Below are 19,375 nucleotides of genomic sequence, written 5' to 3' on the forward strand. Positions count from 1 at the left end.
GGTCAGAATAGCGATGATCGGCGACCGTGGTGGCAGGAGGGTGATCCACCCGCGCCCGGCTCCGCGCCGGAACCGTCCGGATCGGGCGCGGAGCCGGACATTCCGGGCCTCCCCAGTGCGGGAAACCTCCTGTACCGTAACTTACGACACCGTAGGTAAGGGCACCCTTTCCAGGACCATACTGCAGGAAGAAGTGAACGTATGACGGCCACCCTCGACCGTTCCCAGCCCGCCGGAAAGCCCCCGAACGGCGCCAAGCCGATGATCGGCGGGCATCGCTCGATGGGCCTGCAGATCACCGTCTACCTCGGCGTGCTGCTGCCGATCGTGGCGCTGCTCGTCGCCGTCCCGTTCGCCTGGGGCTGGGGGCTGAGCTGGCTGGACGTCGCGCTGTTCGTGGCCTTCTACGGCATCAGCGGGCTCGGCATCACGGTGGCCTACCACCGGCACTTCACGCACGGCTCGTTCAAGGCCAAGCCGTGGCTGCGCGTGGTGATGGCGATCTCGGGCAGCCTCGCGCTGCAGGGCCCGGTGATCACCTGGGTGGCCGATCACCGGCGGCACCACGCGTTCTCCGACCGCGACGGCGATCCGCACTCCCCGTGGGCCTACGGCACCTCGCCGGCGGCCATCGCGAAGGGCTTCTGGCACGCGCACATGGGCTGGCTGTTCGAGCGGGACCAGAGCAACCAGAGCCGGTTCGCCCCGGATCTGGTCAAGGACCCGGCGATCCGCAAGGTGGACGACCTGTTCTGGCTGTGGTCCCTGCTGACGCTGGCCGGGCCTGCCCTGCTCGGCGGGCTGCTGTCCTGGTCGCTGTGGGGCGGGGTGACCGCGTTGTTCTGGGCCGGGCTGGTGCGCATCTGCGTGCTGCACCACGTGACCTGGTCGGTCAACTCGATCTGCCACATGATCGGCGAGCGCCCGTTCGCCGCGCGCGACCGCTCGGCGAACTTCTGGCCGCTGGCGATCTTCTCCTTCGGGGAGTCCTGGCACAACCTGCACCACGCCGACCCGACCTCGGCCCGGCACGGGGTCAAGCGCGGGCAGATCGACATGTCCGCCCGGCTGATCTGGCTGTTCGAAAAATTCGGCTGGGCGCACGACGTGCGCTGGCCGACTCCGCAGCGGCTGGCGCGCATCGCCGCCGAGGCGAAGTAGCCCGGCAACTACCCTGCTGGAATGGCGGGGAGACGACGGGCCAAACGTGAGGCTCTCACCGGAGCGCGGCCGGCCGCTCCGGTGACCAGGGTGCGGATGACCGGCAGCGAGCGCAGGCAGCAGCTGCTGGACGTGGCGCGGGCGCTGTTCGCGGAAAAGGGCTTCGACGGGACGTCGATAGAAGAGATCGCCGCACACGCGAACGTGTCGAAGCCGGTGGTGTACGAGCATTTCGGCGGCAAGGAAGGCATCTACGCGGTCGTCGTGGACCGCGAGACCCAGCTGCTGCTCGACCGGATGGTCTCGGCTCTGCACGGCGGGCATCCGCGGGCGATGCTGGAGCAGGCCGCGACCGCGTTGCTCGGCTACGTCGAGGATTCCCACGACGGCTTCCGCATCCTGGTCCGCGATTCCCCGGTGGCCAGTTCCACCGGCACGTTCTCCACGGTGCTCAACGACATCGCCAGCCAGGTGGAGTACATCCTGGCCCAGCAGTTCGCCGCGCGCGGGTATGAGGAGAAGCTCTCCGCGCTTTACGCGCAGGCGCTGGTCGGCATGGTCGCGCTCACCGGGCAGTGGTGGCTGGACGCGCGCAAACCGAAGCGGGACGAGGTCGCCGCGCATCTGGTGAACCTGGCCTGGAACGGGTTGTCGCACCTGGAGAACAAGCCGCGGCTGCTCGGCTGATTCGCGGTTGCGCGACCAGGGCTGTGAAGGGTCCCTTCACGGACTCGGCGGCTGTGAAGGGTCCCTTCACAGCCCTCGGTTCTCGCCGGAGGCCGGGCGCATCACCGGTCAGGTGGTGCACGTGAACGGGGGCGCCTACTCCGGCTGAGGGGGCGCCGGGGTCACCCGCAGGACTTTGTCGTTGTCGCCGTTCGAAGTCGTCACGTACAGCGAGCCGTCCGGGGCGCTGCGGACGGCTCGCAACCGGCCGAACCGGTCGTCGAATTCCGGCGGCAGCGTGACGCTGGTGACCTTCGCGTCGGCATCCAGGTGCAGCAGCAGGAGTTTCTGCCCCTTCAACGCCACAACGGCCAGCGCGCCCTCGTCGGCACCCCACTGCGGCCCGGTGAGGAAGGCGTCCCCGCTGATCGCCTGGGTCGTCGACCCGGAGGTCCACAGTGGACGAACGGCGTCCGGGAACCGGGTGGTGTCGGTCATCGGCACGGTCTCGTCGTACTGGTCGTCGGTGCCGCCTTTCGACGGGTCCCAGCCGTAGTTTCCGCCCGGGCGCACCAGGTTGACCTCGTCGTCGAAGCTCGGCCCGTGCTCGGCGGTGACGATCTGCCCGGTGCCCGGCCGGATAGCCACGCCCTGCACGTTGCGGTGGCCGTAGGTGAGGATGCGCCGCTCTGCCGGGTCCGCTGAGGACAGGAAAGGGTTGCCGGGCAACGGTTCCCCGGTCTTCGCGTCGATGCGCAGCACCTTGCCGCCGAGGCTGTGCCGATCCTGGGCGACGGTGGCTTTCGCGGTGTCCCCGGTGCCGACGAGCAGGGCACCGTCCGGGCCGAGGGTGGGGCGGCAGCCGGAATGCCGTCCGCTCGGGTTCACCGGGAGGCCGGACAGCAGGACACGCACCTTCTCGGCACTCGCGCCGTCCGCGGCGAGCCGCCAGGTGACCAGCCGGACGTCCACCGCCCGGCCGTTTTCCTGGTGTGTCTGGCAGGTGGTGAACTCGCGTGAGGTCGCGAAGTCCGCGGCCGGGACCAGGCCGAGCAGGCCGCCTTCGCCCTCGACGAGGACGTCCGAGAAGTCCGCTCGCACGTCGAGGACCCGGCCTTCGCGCAGCAGCGCGAGCTTGCCCGGCCGCTGCGGCACGAGCAGCGCGCCGTCCGGGAGGAAGCCGACGTCCCAGCCGTGCGTCAGCCCGTGCGCGATCTCCTCCACCCGGAACCCGCGGCTCGGCGTGTCCGGCGCTGGTGAGCCGGTCGCGCCCGAGCAGGCGGTGAGCATCATCGAGGAGGTGAGCAGGGCGGCCAGGCAGCGGCGCATGTGCTCATCATGCCCCACGAATCGGGCGAGTACCGCGCACCGGCCGGGTCGGTTCAATCCGGACTCGCAGTCGGTGCCGAACTGATAGTGTGCGGAAGGCGGCACACCGAGCGCGAATGTTCGGTCGCTTTTGCTTGTGTAGAACAAAAGTACGAGCATCAGTGCCGCGTTGACGTGCGGGAACCGGCTTTTCGAATACGGGCCAGGTCCGGCGCCGCACGCGTCGTGGCGCGGTGGCCAGTGGATCGTCCGATCGGACGATATCGGCGGACCGATGAGCCGATCCGCGGGTACCGGCGTGCTCCATACCGTTCAGCCATGTCGATCATCAAGGCGTTCCTGCGCCACCCCGTGCGTACCGGCGCGATTGCCGCAAGCTCACCGCGGCTGGCTACCGCCATAACGGGCGGCCTCGGCGTCGAAAGCGCAGGCAATGTCGTGGAGCTGGGCCCGGGCACCGGCGTGTTCACCGAGGTGCTGCTGCGGATGGTCACGCCCGATGCGTCTTTTACGGCGCTTGAGATCAACAGCCGGCTCGTACGCGATCTTCGCGCTCGATTCCCGACGCTGCATCTTGCCGAAGATTCAGCTGAGCACATCGCGTCCTACGCGATGGCGCCGATTGACGTCGTCGTCTCCGGGCTGCCGTGGACCGCCATGCCCGCGCCGCGGCAAGGAAAAATCTTGAATGAGGTCTGCGAGGCGCTGTCTCTGCAGGGCTGCCTCACGACGTTCGCGTACGCGCACGCAGCATGGACGCCGCCAGCTCGCCGATTCGCTCGTCTGCTGCGAAGCCGCTTCGCAGTTGTCGAGCGCACCCGCGTCGTGTGGCAGAACATGCCACCTGCGTACGTCTACCGCGCGGCCCTACCGGTGCTGAGGGGAGCAGACCGGCATGGAAAGCCTATTGCGACCGCTGCTTGACGCACCTGCGCCCCTGGTCTACCTGGTGTGCGGGCTGGTGATCATGGCGGAGACTGCGCTGCTGCCGGGCATTGTGCTGCCGACGCTGTCCACTTTGCTGCTCATGGGGATGCTGGTGCAGCGCGGGACTCTCACTTGGTGGCTGGCGCTTCCGATCGCCGTTGTCGCGGCCGTCGCGGGCGATCAACTCGGCTATCTGGAAGGGCGCATGTGGGGACCGAAGCTGCGTACGTCCCGCGTCGCTCGTCGAATAGGCACGGAACGCTGGAACAAGGCTGAAGCAACTGTGGCGCGCTATGGCATACCGGCAGTAATCATTGGTCGTTGCCTGGCGGGCATTCGCACGCTCGTACCCCGCGTCGCCGGTTCCAGCGGGTTGCCGTACCGCCGCTTTCTGGCCGGCAGTTGTGGTGCCGCGGTGCTTTGGGCCGGAGTGGAACTGTCTGCGGGACAGTTCACCGGTTGGGTTGCCCTGTGAGGCCCATCTGATTCCTTGCCGCGCTCGCGTTCACCCGCAGGTCGCGGACGGCTCTCGGGCGTCCGGACGCCCGGCGGCCATCGCTTCCGGATCACCCACCCGGTCGGCCCGTTCGCGGCGTCAGCGAAATTGGGTCGGTCCCGGGACGTAGGCTGGTGCAGTGACCGACGCTCCACTGTCCGGACTCCTCCAATCCATCCTTCCCGACCCGGCCCTGCGCGGCGTTGTCGAGCGCGCCGGCGCGCCGCTGCTTGAGCTGCAGGGGGCCGTAGCGGTCCGCCAGCTCGTCGCGGCCGCGCTGGCGGAAGATCCCGGCCGCGGCGGGGCCGGGCGGCCGGTGCTCGCGGTGACCGCCACCGGGCGCGAGGCCGATGAACTGACGCTCGCGCTCGGCGATCTGCTCGGCCGCGGCCGGGTGGCCGGCTTCCCGTCCTGGGAGACGCTGCCGCACGAGCGGCTCTCGCCGCGGGCGGACACCGTCGGGCGACGGCTGGAGGTGCTGCACCGCCTGCACGCCGGCGACGACGAGCTGCGCGTGGTCGTGTCCACCGTGCGCAGCCTAATCCAGCCGATGGCCCCCGGCCTCGGCTTGCTCGCCCCGATCGACCTGGTGGTCGGCGAGGAGCAGAGCTTCGAGGCGCTGCTGGAGCGGCTCGTCGAACTCGCCTACACCCGCGTCGACATGGTGGAGAAGCGCGGGGAGTTCGCCGTCCGCGGCGGCATCCTCGACCTGTTCGGGCCGACCGCGCAGCATCCGGTCCGGATCGAGTTCTGGGGCGACGAGGTCAGCGAGATCCGCGCGTTCGCGGTGTCGGATCAGCGGTCGCTGCCCGGCGAGATCCCGCGGGTCACCGCGCCGCCGTGCCGGGAGCTGCTGCTCACCGCCGAGGTCAAGGCCCGCGCGGCCGATCTGGCCACCACCTACGAGGCCGATGCGCACCTGGCCGAGATGCTCACCAAGCTCTCCGGCGGCATCCCGGTGGAAGGCATGGAAGCGCTGATCCCGGTGCTCTGCCCGGGGGAGCTGGAGCTGCTCACCGACGCGCTGCCGGAGGGCAGCCACGTACTGCTCGCCGATCCGGAGAAGATCCGTGCCCGCGCCGCCGACCTGGTGCGCACCGGGCAGGAGTTCCTCGAAGCCTCCTGGACCACCGCCGCCGTGGGCGGGCAAGCGCCGATCGACCTCGGCGCGTCGGCCTACCGTGGGCTGGCCGAGATCGCCCGGCACGCGCAGGACACCCGGCGGTGCTGGTGGACGCTGACCCAGCTGACCAGCGAGGATCCCGACGTCCTGCGGATCGGCATCGAACCCGCGCCCGCTTATCGCGGCGAGCTGGACCGCGCGATGACCGATCTGCGCGCGCACCTCGCCGGCGGCGGCACCGGCGTGCTCGTGGTCGCCGGGCAGGGCACCGCGAGCCGGGCCGTGGAGCAGCTGCTGGCCGCGGACGTCCCGGCGAAGCAGGAGAGCGCGCTCACCGAAGCACCGGCGTCCGGTGTTGTCACGGTCACCTGCGGTGGGCTCGCCGACGGGTTCGTGGCCCCGGAGCGGGCGCTGGTGGTGCTGTCCGAGGCCGACCTCACCGGCCGTGGCGCCACCGCCGGATCGTCCACAAAGGACCTCAACACCAAGATGCCCTCGCGCCGCCGTGGCGCGGTCGACCCGCTCGCGCTCAAGGCGGGCGACTACGTGGTGCACGACCAGCACGGCATCGGCCGGTTCGTGGAGATGGTGCAGCGGACCCTGAAGGACTCCGGCGGAGCCTCGGTGACCAGGGAGTACCTGCTGCTGGAGTACGCCTCGTCCAAGCGCGGCCAGCCCGGCGACCGGCTGTTCGTGCCCACCGACCAGCTCGACGAGGTGTCCCGCTATGTCGGCGGGGAGCTGCCCACGCTGAACAAGCTGGGCGGTTCGGACTGGAAGAACACCAAGGCCCGCGCGAAGAAGGCGGTCAAGGAGATCGCCGCCGAGCTGGTGCAGCTCTACGCCGCGCGTCAGGCCGCGCCCGGTCATCCGTTCGGCCAGGACACCCCGTGGCAGCACGAACTCGAAGACGCCTTCCCGTTCACCGAGACCAACGACCAGCTCGCGGCCATCGACGAGGTCAAGGCCGATATGGAGCGCGGCGTCCCGATGGACCGGGTGATCTGCGGCGACGTGGGCTACGGCAAGACCGAGATCGCGGTGCGCGCGGCGTTCAAGGCGGTGCAGGACGGCAAGCAGGTCGCCGTGCTGGTGCCCACCACCCTGCTCGCCCAGCAGCACCTGAACACTTTCGGCGAACGTATGCGGTCCTTCCCGGTCACCATCAAGGGCCTGTCCCGGTTCACCAACAAGTCCGAGGCGGACGTGATCCTGGAGCAGCTCTCGGCCGGTGAGGTGGACGTCGTGATCGGCACACACCGCCTGCTGCAGACCGGCATCCGGTACAAGGACCTCGGCCTCGTGATCGTCGACGAGGAGCAGCGGTTCGGCGTCGAGCACAAGGAGCACATCAAGGCGCTGCGCACGCACGTCGACGTGCTCACCATGTCCGCCACGCCGATCCCGCGCACCCTGGAGATGTCGCTCGCGGGCATCCGGGAGATGTCCACCATCCTGACCCCGCCGGAGGACCGGCACCCGATCCTCACCTACGTCGGCGCCTACGACGACAAGCAGGTGGGCGCGGCCATCCGGCGGGAACTGCTGCGCGACGGCCAGGTCTTCTACGTGCACAACCGGGTCTCCTCGATCGAGAAGGCCGCGCGCCGGATCCGGGAGATGGTGCCGGAGGCCCGCGTGGTCACCGCGCACGGTCAGATGAACGAGGAGAAGCTCGAGAAGATCATCCAGGGCTTCTGGGAGAACGAGTACGACGTATTGGTCTGTACCACGATCGTCGAGACGGGCCTGGACATCTCCAACGCCAACACGCTGATCGTGGAACGCGGCGACATGCTCGGCCTGGCGCAGCTGCACCAGTTGCGCGGACGCGTCGGCCGCGGCCGGGAGCGCGGGTACGCCTACTTTCTCTATCCGCCCGAGGCGCCGCTCACCGAGACCGCGCACGACCGGCTCGCCACCATCGCGCAGAACACCGAACTCGGTGCCGGGATGGCGGTCGCGATGAAGGACCTGGAGATCCGCGGCGCGGGCAACATCCTCGGCGCGGAGCAGTCCGGGCACATCGCCGGAGTCGGCTTCGACCTGTACGTCCGGCTCGTCGGTGAGGCCGTGGAGGCCTTCCGCAGGCACGCCGGCGCCGAGACCAGCGAAGACGAGGAGCTCGCCGAGGTCCGCGTCGATCTGCCGGTGGACGCGCACCTCCCGCACGACTACGTCCCCGGCGAGCGGCTCCGGCTGGAGGCCTACCGCAAGATCGCCGCGGCTCCGGATCCGGCAGCGCTGGACGCGGTCCGCGAGGAGCTGATCGACCGCTATGGCCAGCCGCCCGCCCCGGTCACCCGGCTGCTCGCCGTGGCCGCGTTCCGGCATACCTGCCGCGCCGCGGGCGTCACCGAGGTGGCGGTGCAGGGCAGCACCATCCGGTTCGCCCCGCTGCCGCTGGCCGATTCCCAGATGGTGCGGCTGAAACGCTTGTACCCCAAGGCGTTGTACAAGGCGGTCACGAACACCGTCTCGGTCCCCAAGCCGACCGAAGGTCCGGCGGGCGGCCGGATGGGGGCGCCCGCGCTGCGGGACCAGGAGCTGCTCGACTGGTGCGCGAAACTGCTGGCCCAGTTGACCAAGACCCCGGCCGCGGTCTGAGGTGGGCACCGAAATTGCCGCGACGGTATTGCGTTTCGGGGGCGGGCGTGTGAGAGGGTATGGCCTGTGATGCGGATCATGAGGCGCCCCCGCGCGCTCGTCGCCGTCGTTGCCGGAGCCTTCCTCCTCACCGGGTGCGGTGCTGGTCCGAGCCAGGTGGGCACGGCCGCGCTCGTCGACGGCAAGCTCACCACGATCGACCAGGTGCAGGGCCTGCTCAACCGCGCGGTGCGCGAGCAGCCCTTCGCCCGTGAGCTGGCCGCGCAGCACAAGCTCGACCTCGTCGGCCGCGAGATCGTCCGGCAGGCGGTGCTGCACGAGGTCCTGGCCAAGGCGGCGCGGAAGGAAGGCGTCACCGCCGATGCGGACGCCATCGACGCGGTCGCGCAGAAGGATCCGCTGGGCGGTGAGCTTCCCGCGGCCGCCGCGCAGGACGAGGCGGCCGGCGTCACCCAGCTCGTGTGGCGGCTGCGCGACCACCGGGAAGCGCTGACCGACCAGTACCTGGAGCAGAAGCTGGCGGTGAAGTACCTGCCCTCGCTCACCGTCAACTTCGACTACACCAGCGTCGGCGCGCCCTCTTCGGACGGTCAGGCGCCGTCCGTCGACGCGAAGACCGCGCGCGGCGAGGCGATCGCCAAAGCCGAGAAGTACGCGAAGAACCCGGGCGCCATCACCGCCGAGTTGCAGGGCGGGGCGCAGGGCAATGTCGGGCAGCAGGTGCCCGCGCTGTCCTCGCCGGCGGACGCCGCGACCGTCCTTTTCGGCGTGCCGGCGAACACCGCCATCGCGTTCCAGCCGAACCCGGCCGCCGCGCCGACCTGGTGGGTCACCGCCGTGGTGCGGCAGCGCGCGACCGGCAAGCAGGTGGCCACCGACCAGGTCCAGCAGCCGACCGCGGCCCAGCTCGGCGCGATCGGGATACGTCTGCTGCAGCCCTACGTCCAGGAAGTCGACACCAAGATCAACCCGCGGTACGGCGTGTGGGATCCGGTCGGGATGAACCTCGCGCCGAACAGTGCCGAGCTCGCCGGTGTCGTCCTGCCGGTGCAGGGTGCCGCCCCGGCACAGCAATGACCGGCCCGGTCGTCGTCCTCGTCCGTCGGGACGCGATTCCCGCGGCGGCGCTGCCCTTGCTGCGCTCCCCGGCCGCCTGCGCGGCGGCGGACGTCGATGCCGAATGGCTTGGTCTGCCATCGGTCGCGACGATGGCTGCCGGGCAGGATCTCGTGCTCGTGGCCGCTTCCCGTGCCGAGCCTGTTGCGGCGGAGCTGATCAAGGCCGGTGCGCGGGTGATCGAGGCGCCGGTGCCGCCCCTCGTCGAAGCCGTCGAGGTGATGGACCGGCTGCGCTCGCCCGGCGGCTGCCCGTGGGACGCCGCGCAGACGCACGATTCGCTGCGGCAGTATCTGGTCGAGGAGACCTACGAGCTGCTCGACGCGATCGAGGAGAACGATCGCGAGGCGCTGCGCGAGGAACTCGGCGACGTCCTGCTCCAGGTGCTCTTCCACGCCAGGGTGGCCGCCGAGGACGCGCGCGATCCGTTCACTGTGGACGATGTGGCGCGGGCACTGGTGACCAAGCTCGTCAGCCGCCATCCGCACGTGTTCGCCGACGCGGACCGCATGTCCAGCGCGGATCGGCAGGAAACGCAGTGGGAAGAGCTGAAGCAGGCCGAGAAACAACGTAAGTCCATTGTGGACGGCGTGGCGCTCGGCCAGCCCGCGGTCGCGCTCGCCGGCAAGCTGGGGCAGCGCAGCGGGCGCGCGGGCGTGCCCCTCGACCTGTTCCCCGGCGGTACCGAGGCTGCCGCGCAGCTCTTCCGCGTCGCCGCCACCGCGCGGCGGGCCGGGGTGGATCCGGAAGGCGAGCTGCGCTCGGTCGCCAAGCAGTTCGCGCAGGACATCCGGGCCGCCGAGGCCGCCGCCCGCGCGAACGGGGTCGAACCGGCGACCCTGGAGGCCGAGGGCTGGCGCCGGTTCTGGCCGTCCGCCTGAGGTGAGCCGGGCGTTCTCTCCGCAAAGCCGGGTCGGCGTCCACCCGTCCGGCTGAATTGTGAGGCAGCCCACTTCCGGGGGAGAACCGATTTCCGGATCTTGGCGTCTTGCCAGGTGTGAAGCACAAGCCCGCCCCGGAGCCGGACGAGGAACAGCTCGTCCGGCGCACTGCGCGGGGTGATCGTGCGGCGTTCGAGGAGTTCTACCGCCGCACCTCGCCCTGGCTCGCGGTCCGCCTGCGCCGCCGCTGCAGCGACGACCAGATCGTCGCCGAGGTCATGCAGGAGACCTATCTGGCCGTGTGGCGTGCCGCGGGGTCGTTCGCCGGTTCCGTCACCGGCGGCTCCGCCGTGGGCTGGGTGTGGACGATCGCGGCGCGGCGGCTGGTCGATGCCTTCCGCCGCCGCGCGCACCACGCCCAGCCGCCTGCCGCCGCGTACACCGCGGTGGTCGCGCCCGCCGCCGAAGACGAGGCGCTGGCCGATTCGGTCGGCGATTCCGTCGGCGATGCGCTTCGCACGCTCGCGCCCGAGCTGCGTCAGGTGCTCCAGGCCATGGTTCTGGACGGATTGTCGGTCCGGGAGACCGCGGTCCTGCTGGGGCTGCCGGAGGGCACGGTGAAGACCCGGGCACGCCGTGCCCGGATCACGATGCGGGAGGCGCTGTCGTGAACGAGATCCCCATCCCCCCGCTCCGCGAAGGAGGTCCAGCTGTGAACCACGTGCCCGATCGGATGCTCACCGAATACTTGGCCGGCGGTGCGCTGCCGGGCGATCAGGAGTGGGCGATGGAAGCGCATCTGGAGACGTGCGCGCAGTGCCGCGCCCGGCTTGCCGGCGCGTCCACCACGGCCGAGTCCGGCCTTCTCGACGCCGTTTGGGCCGGTCTGGAGCCGCGGCTGGCCGGGCAACCGGCCCCGCGACGCCACCGGGTGCGGGCCTGGTTGCACCGCTGGGCGACCCCGGCGATGGTGCCCTGGCTGGCGATGGTCCTGGTGGTCCTGGCGATCACCGTGGCGCTGGACCGGATGGGCGACGGCAGCCGTTCGCTGCTGCAGCTGTTCGCGCCGGTACTGCCGGTGTTCGGGGTGGCCGCGGCGTGGTCGCGGGGACTCGACCCGGCCTACGAGCTGACCACCGGCTCGCCGCGCGCCGGGCTCGAACTGGTGCTGCGGCGCAGCGCCGCGGTGCTGGTGCCGTTGGTGGCGATCCTGCTGCCGGCCGGCTGGTTCACCGGTACGAACCTCGGGCTGGTGCTCCTGCCCGCGCTCGGTTTCAGCACCGGCACGCTCGCCCTCGGCTCGCTCATCGGAGTCGGCTGGGCGGCTTCGATCCTGAGCGGGGTGTGGCTGGGTGCGCTGGTGGTACCGGCGATGAGCGTGGACGGTTCGGTCGCGCTGGAGCCCGCCGCGCTGCCCTACTGGGTCGCACTCGTCGTGCTGACCGCCGGTTTCGTGGTGTTCCGCAAGGACACCTTCATGCGGCTTGCCGCAACTCGTTGAGAAGAGGGGAAAACAGATGCGGGCCATGGATGCCGCGGAGGTCGCACCGGCGACTTATGCCTGGGAAATTCAGGCAGAAGGCCTGAAAGTACGGGTCGGGCGCAAACGGCTGGCGGTCAACGGGCTGGATCTTTCGCTCGGGATCGGGGTGCATGGGCTGCTCGGCCCCAACGGCGCGGGCAAGACCACGCTGATCCGGGCGCTGGCCACGGTGCTGCGCCCGGAGGCGGGCCGGCTGGCCCTGCTCGGTCAGCAGGTGGGCAAGCTCGACCAGCGGGCGCTGCGCCGCCGGATCGGCTATCTACCGCAGGTATTCGGCTACTACAAGCGGTTCACCGTGCGCGAGTTCGTCGAGTATCTGGCCTGGCTCAAGGAAATGCCGAAGCAGGAGATACCGGGGGCGGTGCAGCGCGCGATCGAGCGGGTCGGCCTCGCCGACCGCGCCGACGACAAGTTGAAGACCCTCTCCGGCGGCATGGTCCGCCGGGCCGGGATCGCCCAGGCGATCGTGAACGACCCGCAGATCCTGCTGCTGGACGAGCCGACCGTCGGTCTCGACCCGGCTCAGCGGGTGCGCTTCCGGGAGCTGATGCAGGAACTGGGCCGGGAGTCCTGCGTGCTGGTGTCCACTCACCTGGTCGAGGACGTGGCTGCGGCCTGCTCCGACGTGGTTCTGTTCGCCGCCGGCCAGCTGGTCTTCCAGGGCACGCCGGACGATCTGGCCGCCGCGGGCAGCGCGGCCGACATCGGCGACAGCCCGATCGAACGTGGTTACTCGGCGCTGCTCGGGGACCGTGCTGGGAAGGAGTCGTGGTGAGGACGCTGCGCGTCGAACTGCGGCGCACGATCGCGCTCTGGCTCCCGGTCGCCATAGTGGTGGTGGCGGTGGCGATCCTGCTGATGTACCGCGCCCCGCGAATGACGAACGCCGTACCCTGGGGACTCGACTCACCAGGAACGGTGGAGTGGACGCGATTCTCCCTGATCTTCCTGTGGCCGATCATTGTCGGCGCGGCCGCGATCCAGGGTATGCGGGAAAGCCGCGCCGGGGTCGGCGAGCTGTTCTCCTCGACACCCCGTCCGACCGCGCATCGGGCGCTGATTCTCAGCCTCGCGGTCGGCCTCGCGGTCGTGGTGGGTTACCTGCTGCTGCTCGTGACCGGACTCGTCCAGGTGGCGGTACACGGCGGGATGTTCACGGCCGCATCGCTGGTCTCGGTGGTGCTCGGGCTCGTCGCGGCGCTCGCCGGGGTCGCGCTCGGCCTCGGCGTCGGCCGATTGCTACCGCATCCGGTCACCGCGCCGGCCTTGACCGTGCTCGCGCTGGTGGCCACGGTCGCCGGGCTGGTGTCGAACCAGGACGCCAGCCCCCAGGGCAGCTCGGTGCCGAGTTGGCTCACCGACCTGTCGGTCGCGGTGAGCCCGCCCGAAAGTGCGTTCATGCGGCCCTCCGCGGGGTTCACCATCGGACAGCTGTGCTGGCTTTCCGGGCTCACCGCGACCGGCCTGCTCTTGCTGATGGTTCGGCGGGGCCGCGCCCGGTTGCTCGCGGTCCTGCCGGTGGTGGCCGGGCTCGCGGCCGCGTTGCTGGTCTTTCCCGCCACCAGAGAGGGCAATCTGACCCCGGACAAGGCGGCGAGCGCGCTGGTCTGCGACGGCCCGGTGTGTGTGACGAAGCTGCGCGAGAAGTGGCTGCCGACGTTGGCCGGTCCGGGCAAGGAAGCCATCCAGGCACTGCAGAAACTCCCGCAGCACCCCGAACGGGTCGAAGAGTCGACCGAGTCTGACAATTACTACCTGAGGAGGCAGCGGGACCCATCGCGGCTGCTGGTCCGGTACTCGTCCATGACTTACGTGCCCGTCAGTGACCTGACCGCGGTGCTGCTGGAGGGAGCCGGAACCCCACGGTGTATCCCAAGCCACTACGACAGCCTGGAGGAGAAGCGCGAGACGGTGGCGCGGTGGGTGATGCAAGGCTGGCTCGCCGGTTCGGCGACGCCGCCTCCGGCCAGGGCCTACCAGCAGCGGGAGGCGGCAGAATTGATGCCGCCGGTGTGGACCGCCCTGCACGCGTTGCCGGAGCAGGAGCAGATCGCGCGTGTCTCTGCGGCGCGGCAGGTCGAGCTGACTTGCCAGGGTGACCCGCTGGCCGCGCTCACCGGAGGCGCGGGCTGATGCGCTGGCTCACGTTGTACGCGCGTTCCCGGCACGTGCCGGTCGTGGTGGCGCCGCTGCTGCTGTCGGTGGTGCTGACCTGGTGGTTTGCCGAGGACAAGTGGACGCCCTTTGCTGCGACGCTCGGGCTGGGCCTGGGTGTCGTCTTCGCCGCGAGCGGGCTGAGCGGGCAGGACATCGACCTCGACCGCACGGCCGGGTTCGGCTGGTTTCCCCGGCGGCTCACGCATCTGCTGCTGATCGGGGTGGTCGTCGCCGGTGTCATGCTCGCCGTGCAGGAAGCAGGCGACGTCCAGGTCGAGAGTGCGCTGATCGTCCGCGACACGGCCGGCCTGCTCGGCTTGGCCGGGCTGGCGGCCATGCTGTTCGGCGGCCAGTTCGGCTGGACCCTGCCACTGGGCTGGACCCTGTTGGGATTGGGCACGCCCGATGAACCGGAGACGCTGAATCGGGTCTTCACATGGCTGCGGCTGCCGACGGACGATGCGTTGTCCTGGTGGCTGGCGGGGGCGCTGTTCGTGCTGGGCGCCGGTGGATACGCGATGGCGGGTGCCCGCCGTTGACCTCGATGACGTGCCCGCGGCGAAATCTCACCGCGGGCACGTTGCCGAGTTCAGACGCTGCGGTTGTTCGGGACCAGATCGAGCGGATCGTGGTCCGGATCGTCGATGCCGAAGCTGATGATGCGCTCGGGGTGGATGCGGATGGCGGCGCCGTCCAGATGACCATCGGTGGTGAAGGCGTCCGGGATGCCCTCCGCGTGCCCGCGGATCTCCAGGCAGCGCACGCGCATCGGGTCCAGCGAAGGGCGGTCGTCGACGACGAAGGCCGCTCGTCCGTTGGCCTCGACATTGCGGTACTTGCGGCTGCGGGTGAGGTGGTATCCGGTCACGTCGATCGCGCGGGCGTCCGGGTTCCAGGTGAACCCGACCGGGCTGACCTGCAGGGTGCCGTCCGGGTGCTGGGTGGCCAGCCGGCCGAGGTCGTGTTCGGCGAGGAACGCGAGTTCCGCTTCGGTGAACATGCCTCCAGCATGCGACTTCGAGTGCGCTTGAGGTCAACACCCGGACGGCGCGAGATTCAGGTGAACAGCCCGTCGCCCCAGTTCGAGGTCGGCGTGAGCCCCGGTGGAACGGCGAAATGCGCGGATCCGGTGTGCTGCACGTATTCCATCATCGCGTCCTTCGCGGACAACGCCTGCTGCATCGGGATGTACTGCTTGCGCGTGTCCCGGTTGAAGGCCAGGAAGAACAATCCCGCTTCGAGGTGCCCGACACCGTCGGAGCCGTCGACGAAGTTGTAGCCGCGGCGCAGGATCCGGGCGCCGTTGAGCGTCTGGTGCGAGGCGAGCCGGACGTGCGCGTCCGGCGCGATCAACGGCACGCCGCCGGCCCCGCCGACGTCCAGATCGACCTGGTCGAACTCGCCGGTCTGGCCGAGTGGCGCGCCGGCGCCCTTGGTCCGCCCGACGATCTGTTCCTGTCCATCCAGTGTTTCCCGGTCCCAGGTTTCGATGTGCATCCGGATCCGGCGGGCCACCAGGTAGGTGCCGCCCGCCATCCAGGCCTGCCCGTCGCCGGACTGCGCCCACACCTGCTCGCGCAGGACGTCGGTGTCCTCGGCCTTGACGTTGTTGGTGCCGTCCTTGAAACCGAACAGGTTGCGCGGGGTCTGCTGCGCCCGTGAAGTCGACGAACTGCGCCCGAACCCGAGCTGTGACCAGCGCACCTCGGTGACACCGAAGCCGAGCCGCACCAGGTTGCGCACGGCGTGCACGGCCACCTGCGGATCGTTCGCGCAGGCCTGGATGCACAGGTCGCCGCCGCTGCGGGCCGGGTCGAGCTTGTCCTTGGGGAACAAGGGCAGGTCGACCAGCTGCGGTGGGCGTTTCGCGGCCAGGCCGAACCGCTGGTCGAACAGCGAGGGGCCGAAGCCGATGGTCAGCGTGAGATCGCCGGGCGACAGGTCGAGCGCTTCGCCGGTGTCGCCGGGCGGGGCCTGGGCCGCACCACCAACCGCGCCGTCGGCGACCACTTCCTGCCCGGCGGTCATGCGACGTGCCGCGGCAGTCCAGGTGCGCAGCAGCTCGCGCAGCTTCCCGACGTCCTTGGTGGTCACGTCCAGTGCGGCGAAGTGCAGGTTCTGCTGAGTGGGCGTGACGATGCCCGCCTGGTGCTCGCCGTGGAAGTCCACAGTGGACGCATCGGCGTGCGCGGGGGAGCCTCCGCCGAGCCGGTCGATGCCGACTCCGGTGGCCACTCCTGCCCCGGCCAATGCGACGCCCGCGCCGGCCATGCCGAACAGCGCGCGGCGGGAGACTCCGGTCATTTCGCCACGACCGCCGCGACCTTGCTCAGCGGCTCGCTCAACGCGTCGACGGCCGAGGCGAAGGTCTTGATCTCGTCCTGGGACAGCTGGTCGTAGTACTTGAACCCGTCGCCGACGCGGGTCTTGTCCAGCAGTGCCTGCACGTTCGCGAACTCCTTGTCCAAGGTGGACACCAGTGCCGGATCCTTGGCCTGCAGGATCGGCCGCAGTGCGACGATCGCGTTCTTCGAACCGTCCATATTGGACTGAAAGTCCCACAGATCGGTGTGCGAGAAGGTCTCCTCCTCGCCGGTGATCTTGCGGGTGGCGACCTCGTCGAGCAGGCCCTTCGCGCCGTTGGCAAGGTCGAGCGCGCTCAGCTGCAGGGTCTTGGCCTTGGCGACCAGGTTCTTGACGTCGGTGAGCAGCTTGTCCGCGATCTGCGGGCTGTCCGGCTGCAGGCCGGTGCGCCACAGGTCCTTCTCCAGCCGGTGGAAACCGGTGAACTGCTGGCCCGGCTCCAGATCGGCCTCGCGCGCGTCGATCGCCGGGTCCAGGTCGCCGAACTTCTCCGCGACCGGTTCGATCCGTTCGTAGAACACCCGGGTGCGGGCGTACTCTGACTTGGCTTCGTCGACCTTGCCGGCCTTGACCGCGGCGACGAACTTGGCGGTCTCGGTCTCCAGTGCGGCACTGTTGCTGGTCACATAGGTCGCGTAGCTCTTGATGGCTTCGGCCTTCTGCGCGTTCGCGTCGTTCTGTCGCGCTGCGCCACCGGTCACGGTGAAGTCACCACGAATGCCGTTGCCGACCATGCCCGGCTTGCACGCGGTCTGGTACTTGCCCGCGTCCGGCACCTCGACGATCAGCCGCCGGTTCAGCCCCGGCGCGATGTTCTCCACCTCGCCCATGATCCGGTCACCCTCGGCGTAGAGGTAGAACTCGGTCACCTTGGTGCCCTTGTTGGCGATTTCGAAGGTCAGGTTGCCCGCGGCGGCGGTGGTCGTGCTGACCGTGCACGAGGTGTCCGAGGCGTCGATCTTGATCGGTCCGTCCGCGGCATCGGTGGCGGCGCCCGTACTGTCGCAGCCGGCGAGCGCCACCAGCGCGCCCACTCCGGCGAGCACGGCCAGCGGGGTTCTACGGGACTGGGGCACGGTCACTCCTCGACGGTGGCCGCGCTCGCCGGAGCGGGCGCGGTGGATTTGCGGGTGGGCTTGAGGAACAGGGGCAGCACGATGGCGACGTACGCGACCCACGCGACGGCCTGAAGCACCGTCGTCTGCTGCGAATAGTTGAAGATCCCCTTGAGCAGCGCGCCGTACCAGGATGTCTCCGGCAGCGTGCTGGAGGCGTCGAACGCCAGCGTCGTCAAGCCTGGGAGGAACCCGGCCTCCTGCAGGTCGTGCAGGCCGTAGCCGAGCACGCCGGCGGCCACGAACACCAGCAGCACGCCGGTGATCGTGAAGAACTTCGCCAGGTTGAAGCGCACCGCGCCGCGGTACAGCAGGTACGCGAGCAGGACCGCGACGATGATGCCGATCACGAAGCCGACCAACGGCTGGATGGTGTCGGACTGGGCGGTCTGTACGGCGGAGTAGAAGAACACTGCGGTCTCAAGGCCTTCACGGCCGACCGCGAGGAACGACAGCAGCAGCACAGCCGCTGGGCCGACCTTGAGCGCGTCTTCCATCTTCCCGCGCAACTCCGCGGCGATGTGCCGCGACGCCTTACGCATCCAGAAGATCATCGCCGTGACGAACCCGACCGCGACGATGGACAGACCGCCGCCGAGCAGCTCCTGGTGCTCGAAGCTCAGCTGCGCGGTGCTGTAGGTGAGAATCGCGCCGACAGCCACCGACAGCAGCACCGCCGCGCCGACCCCCGGCCACACGAACCGCAGCGAGTGCCGGCGGTCGGTCTTCACCAGGAAGGCGACCAGGATGCTGACCACCAGCGCCGCTTCGAGGCCTTCGCGCAGCCCGATGAGTGCGCTCGAAAACACCACGTCCCCGCCCTCCTTTGAACGTTCGACCTCACGGTTTTAGGTAAGGCTTGCCTGTAAGTCCAGTGGCGCAGATCGCTCCGCGGCGGCGAGGAGTGCGGCAAAACGGGCACGAAGATCGGGTTAGGTTAGGGTAACCGCAGGTCAATGCGGGTATGGTCGGGTCAGATAACGAATCGGGCGGCCCCGGAAGTTTCCGCGCGGAGTTAACCGTCCGTTTGCCCTTGGCGAGATTCGGACCTGCCGGGCGGGTTCATCAGTAATCTGGCCGGGTGGCCGATACCACCCCGCAGACCACTGCCGAAGCCGCTCCGCCCCGCCATTACCGCAGCCGCCTGGCCATGGCGCTGGGCCTGGTGCTGACCGGCGTGATCCTGGTGGTGACGATCGGCCTGCGGAATCCGGACCCGCCTGCCCCGGCGCCGATCGCCGCGCCACCCCCCGCGCCGACGGAACCCGACAAGGCCCCCAAGGCGGGCTCGCAGGCTCCGCGCGCCGGGCTGGCTGCCCCTCCGGACCGTCCGGCCGTGTCCGATAAGGCAGAGCTGGATGCCTGGGCCACTCGTGTCCAGGAGAAGACCGGCCTGTCCGCACGCCTGCTGGCCGGCTACGGCCGGGCCGAGATGTGGATGGCCCGGCAAAAGCCGACTTGTCACCTTTCGTGGGCCACCCTGGCCGCGATCGGCCACCTCACCTCGGACCAGCTGCAGATCGCCGAGGACGGCACCGTCACCGGCCTCCCGCCCGCCCCACCGGCCGGCCCCGACACCGACGCCGGCAAACTCGACGGCGACCGCACCGCCGACCACAAGCTCGGCCCCCTGCAGATCCCCCCGTCCGCCTGGCAGAAATACGCGGAACGCGCCAACGGCGACGGCAAAACCCCCACCCCCGCCAACCTCGACGACGCCGCCTACACCACCGCCCGCTACCTCTGCTCCGGCAACGACGACCTCGGCACCCCCGAAGGCTGGTGGCGCGCGATGCTGCTCTACAACGCGTCCGTGCAGTACGGCCAGAACGCTTTTCTTGCCGCGGATTCCTATGCTGCGGAGAGTGTCGCGCCTTGATTTTGTCGCGG

General features: G+C 69.8%; 18 protein-coding genes. 13 read left to right on the forward strand and 5 right to left on the reverse strand.

Annotated features, from left to right (window positions below; all coding sequences use genetic code 11):
- Positions 1 to 201 precede the first annotated feature (201 nt).
- A complete protein-coding gene (locus D5S19_RS06775) occupies positions 202 to 1,161 on the forward strand; it encodes an acyl-CoA desaturase (RefSeq protein WP_120022456.1) in 960 nt (319 codons plus the stop codon).
- A gap of 96 nt (positions 1,162 to 1,257) precedes the next feature.
- Complete coding sequence (locus tag D5S19_RS06780) at positions 1,258 to 1,848, forward strand: TetR/AcrR family transcriptional regulator (RefSeq protein ID WP_141544589.1); 591 nt, start codon at positions 1,258 to 1,260, stop codon at positions 1,846 to 1,848.
- Between the two features lie 135 nt (positions 1,849 to 1,983).
- On the opposite strand, the gene D5S19_RS06785 is transcribed toward D5S19_RS06780, so the two are convergent.
- A complete protein-coding gene (locus D5S19_RS06785; protein ID WP_120022502.1) occupies positions 1,984 to 3,156 on the reverse strand; it encodes a PQQ-dependent sugar dehydrogenase in 1,173 nt (390 codons plus the stop codon).
- 318 nt (positions 3,157 to 3,474) lie between these two features.
- On the opposite strand from D5S19_RS06785, the gene D5S19_RS06790 reads away from it, so the two are divergent.
- The 10 genes from D5S19_RS06790 to D5S19_RS06835 all read left to right on the forward strand — a co-directional run bounded on the left by D5S19_RS06790 (position 3,475) and on the right by D5S19_RS06835 (position 14,545).
- Positions 3,475 to 4,080 (forward strand): class I SAM-dependent methyltransferase, encoded by a 606-nt coding sequence (locus tag D5S19_RS06790; RefSeq protein ID WP_120022457.1) that lies wholly within the window; start codon positions 3,475 to 3,477, stop codon positions 4,078 to 4,080.
- A complete protein-coding gene (locus D5S19_RS06795) occupies positions 4,052 to 4,558 on the forward strand; it encodes a DedA family protein (protein ID WP_120022458.1) in 507 nt (168 codons plus the stop codon). Before D5S19_RS06790 ends, D5S19_RS06795 begins: the two co-directional genes overlap by 29 nt.
- A 175-nt stretch (positions 4,559 to 4,733) precedes the next feature.
- On the forward strand, positions 4,734 to 8,309 hold the full coding sequence (gene mfd / locus D5S19_RS06800) for a transcription-repair coupling factor (RefSeq protein WP_120022503.1): 3,576 nt from the start codon (positions 4,734 to 4,736) through the stop codon (positions 8,307 to 8,309).
- Positions 8,310 to 8,387: 78 nt separating this feature from the next.
- The gene (locus tag D5S19_RS06805; RefSeq protein ID WP_325050229.1) at positions 8,388 to 9,386 is read left to right on the forward strand and encodes a hypothetical protein; all 999 of its coding nucleotides are present in this window, start codon (positions 8,388 to 8,390) and stop codon (positions 9,384 to 9,386) included.
- Complete coding sequence (locus tag D5S19_RS06810; RefSeq protein WP_120022460.1) at positions 9,383 to 10,306, forward strand: MazG family protein; 924 nt, start codon at positions 9,383 to 9,385, stop codon at positions 10,304 to 10,306. Before D5S19_RS06805 ends, D5S19_RS06810 begins: the two co-directional genes overlap by 4 nt.
- 116 nt (positions 10,307 to 10,422) lie before the next feature.
- Positions 10,423 to 10,977: an RNA polymerase sigma factor gene (locus tag D5S19_RS06815; protein WP_120022461.1), complete on the forward strand. Its 555-nt coding sequence runs from the start codon at positions 10,423 to 10,425 to the stop codon at positions 10,975 to 10,977.
- 41 nt (positions 10,978 to 11,018) lie between these two features.
- Entirely contained in the window at positions 11,019 to 11,807 is a 789-nt protein-coding gene (locus tag D5S19_RS06820; RefSeq protein ID WP_120022462.1) for a zf-HC2 domain-containing protein, read from the forward strand.
- A 16-nt stretch (positions 11,808 to 11,823) separates the two neighbouring features.
- Positions 11,824 to 12,624, forward strand: a complete 801-nt coding sequence (locus D5S19_RS06825; RefSeq protein ID WP_120022463.1) for an ABC transporter ATP-binding protein — start codon at positions 11,824 to 11,826, stop codon at positions 12,622 to 12,624.
- Positions 12,621 to 13,982, forward strand: coding sequence for a hypothetical protein (locus D5S19_RS06830; protein ID WP_120022464.1), 1,362 nt, complete (start codon positions 12,621 to 12,623; stop codon positions 13,980 to 13,982). The genes D5S19_RS06825 and D5S19_RS06830 overlap by 4 nt, the downstream gene beginning before the upstream one ends.
- Positions 13,982 to 14,545 carry a hypothetical protein gene (locus tag D5S19_RS06835; RefSeq protein WP_120022465.1) on the forward strand — a complete coding sequence of 188 codons (564 nt, stop codon included), beginning with the start codon at positions 13,982 to 13,984 and terminating at the stop codon, positions 14,543 to 14,545. The genes D5S19_RS06830 and D5S19_RS06835 overlap by 1 nt, the downstream gene beginning before the upstream one ends.
- 50 nt (positions 14,546 to 14,595) lie before the next feature.
- On the opposite strand, the gene D5S19_RS06840 is transcribed toward D5S19_RS06835, so the two are convergent.
- From D5S19_RS06840 to efeU, 4 genes are read right to left on the reverse strand one after another with little or no spacing between them, the layout of a single operon-like run.
- A complete protein-coding gene (locus tag D5S19_RS06840) occupies positions 14,596 to 15,006 on the reverse strand; it encodes a PPOX class F420-dependent oxidoreductase (RefSeq protein WP_120022466.1) in 411 nt (136 codons plus the stop codon).
- Between the two features lie 56 nt (positions 15,007 to 15,062).
- Positions 15,063 to 16,310 carry an iron uptake transporter deferrochelatase/peroxidase subunit gene (gene efeB, locus D5S19_RS06845; RefSeq protein ID WP_120022467.1) on the reverse strand — a complete coding sequence of 416 codons (1,248 nt, stop codon included), beginning with the start codon at positions 16,308 to 16,310 and terminating at the stop codon, positions 15,063 to 15,065.
- Positions 16,307 to 17,452, reverse strand: a complete 1,146-nt coding sequence (efeO, locus tag D5S19_RS06850) for an iron uptake system protein EfeO (RefSeq protein WP_120022468.1) — start codon at positions 17,450 to 17,452, stop codon at positions 16,307 to 16,309. The genes efeB and efeO overlap by 4 nt, the downstream gene beginning before the upstream one ends.
- A complete protein-coding gene (gene efeU, locus D5S19_RS06855; protein WP_120022469.1) occupies positions 17,449 to 18,297 on the reverse strand; it encodes an iron uptake transporter permease EfeU in 849 nt (282 codons plus the stop codon). The genes efeO and efeU overlap by 4 nt, the downstream gene beginning before the upstream one ends.
- 353 nt (positions 18,298 to 18,650) lie before the next feature.
- On the opposite strand from efeU, the gene D5S19_RS06860 reads away from it, so the two are divergent.
- On the forward strand, positions 18,651 to 19,364 hold the full coding sequence (locus tag D5S19_RS06860; RefSeq protein WP_120022504.1) for a lysozyme family protein: 714 nt from the start codon (positions 18,651 to 18,653) through the stop codon (positions 19,362 to 19,364).
- Positions 19,365 to 19,375: the final 11 nt, after the last annotated feature.

Origin of the sequence: Amycolatopsis panacis, from assembly GCF_003600245.1 — a bacterium.
GTDB classification, from domain to species: Bacteria; Actinomycetota; Actinomycetes; order Mycobacteriales; family Pseudonocardiaceae; genus Amycolatopsis; species Amycolatopsis sulphurea.

What these genes read in the sequence shown, in the direction of transcription:
- D5S19_RS06775 (WP_120022456.1), top strand. Translation starts at nt 202, where the DNA reads ATGACGGCCACCCTCGACCGTTCCCAGCCCGCCGGAAAGCCCCCGAAC.
- D5S19_RS06780 (WP_141544589.1), top strand. Translation starts at nt 1,258, where the DNA reads ATGACCGGCAGCGAGCGCAGGCAGCAGCTGCTGGACGTGGCGCGGGCG.
- D5S19_RS06785 (WP_120022502.1), bottom strand. Translation starts at nt 3,156, where the DNA reads ATGCGCCGCTGCCTGGCCGCCCTGCTCACCTCCTCGATGATGCTCACC.
- D5S19_RS06790 (WP_120022457.1), top strand. Translation starts at nt 3,475, where the DNA reads ATGTCGATCATCAAGGCGTTCCTGCGCCACCCCGTGCGTACCGGCGCG.
- D5S19_RS06795 (WP_120022458.1), top strand. Translation starts at nt 4,052, where the DNA reads ATGGAAAGCCTATTGCGACCGCTGCTTGACGCACCTGCGCCCCTGGTC.
- D5S19_RS06805 (WP_325050229.1), top strand. Translation starts at nt 8,388, where the DNA reads ATGAGGCGCCCCCGCGCGCTCGTCGCCGTCGTTGCCGGAGCCTTCCTC.
- D5S19_RS06810 (WP_120022460.1), top strand. Translation starts at nt 9,383, where the DNA reads ATGACCGGCCCGGTCGTCGTCCTCGTCCGTCGGGACGCGATTCCCGCG.
- D5S19_RS06825 (WP_120022463.1), top strand. Translation starts at nt 11,824, where the DNA reads ATGCGGGCCATGGATGCCGCGGAGGTCGCACCGGCGACTTATGCCTGG.
- D5S19_RS06835 (WP_120022465.1), top strand. Translation starts at nt 13,982, where the DNA reads ATGCGCTGGCTCACGTTGTACGCGCGTTCCCGGCACGTGCCGGTCGTG.
- D5S19_RS06840 (WP_120022466.1), bottom strand. Translation starts at nt 15,006, where the DNA reads ATGTTCACCGAAGCGGAACTCGCGTTCCTCGCCGAACACGACCTCGGC.
- efeB (WP_120022467.1), bottom strand. Translation starts at nt 16,310, where the DNA reads ATGACCGGAGTCTCCCGCCGCGCGCTGTTCGGCATGGCCGGCGCGGGC.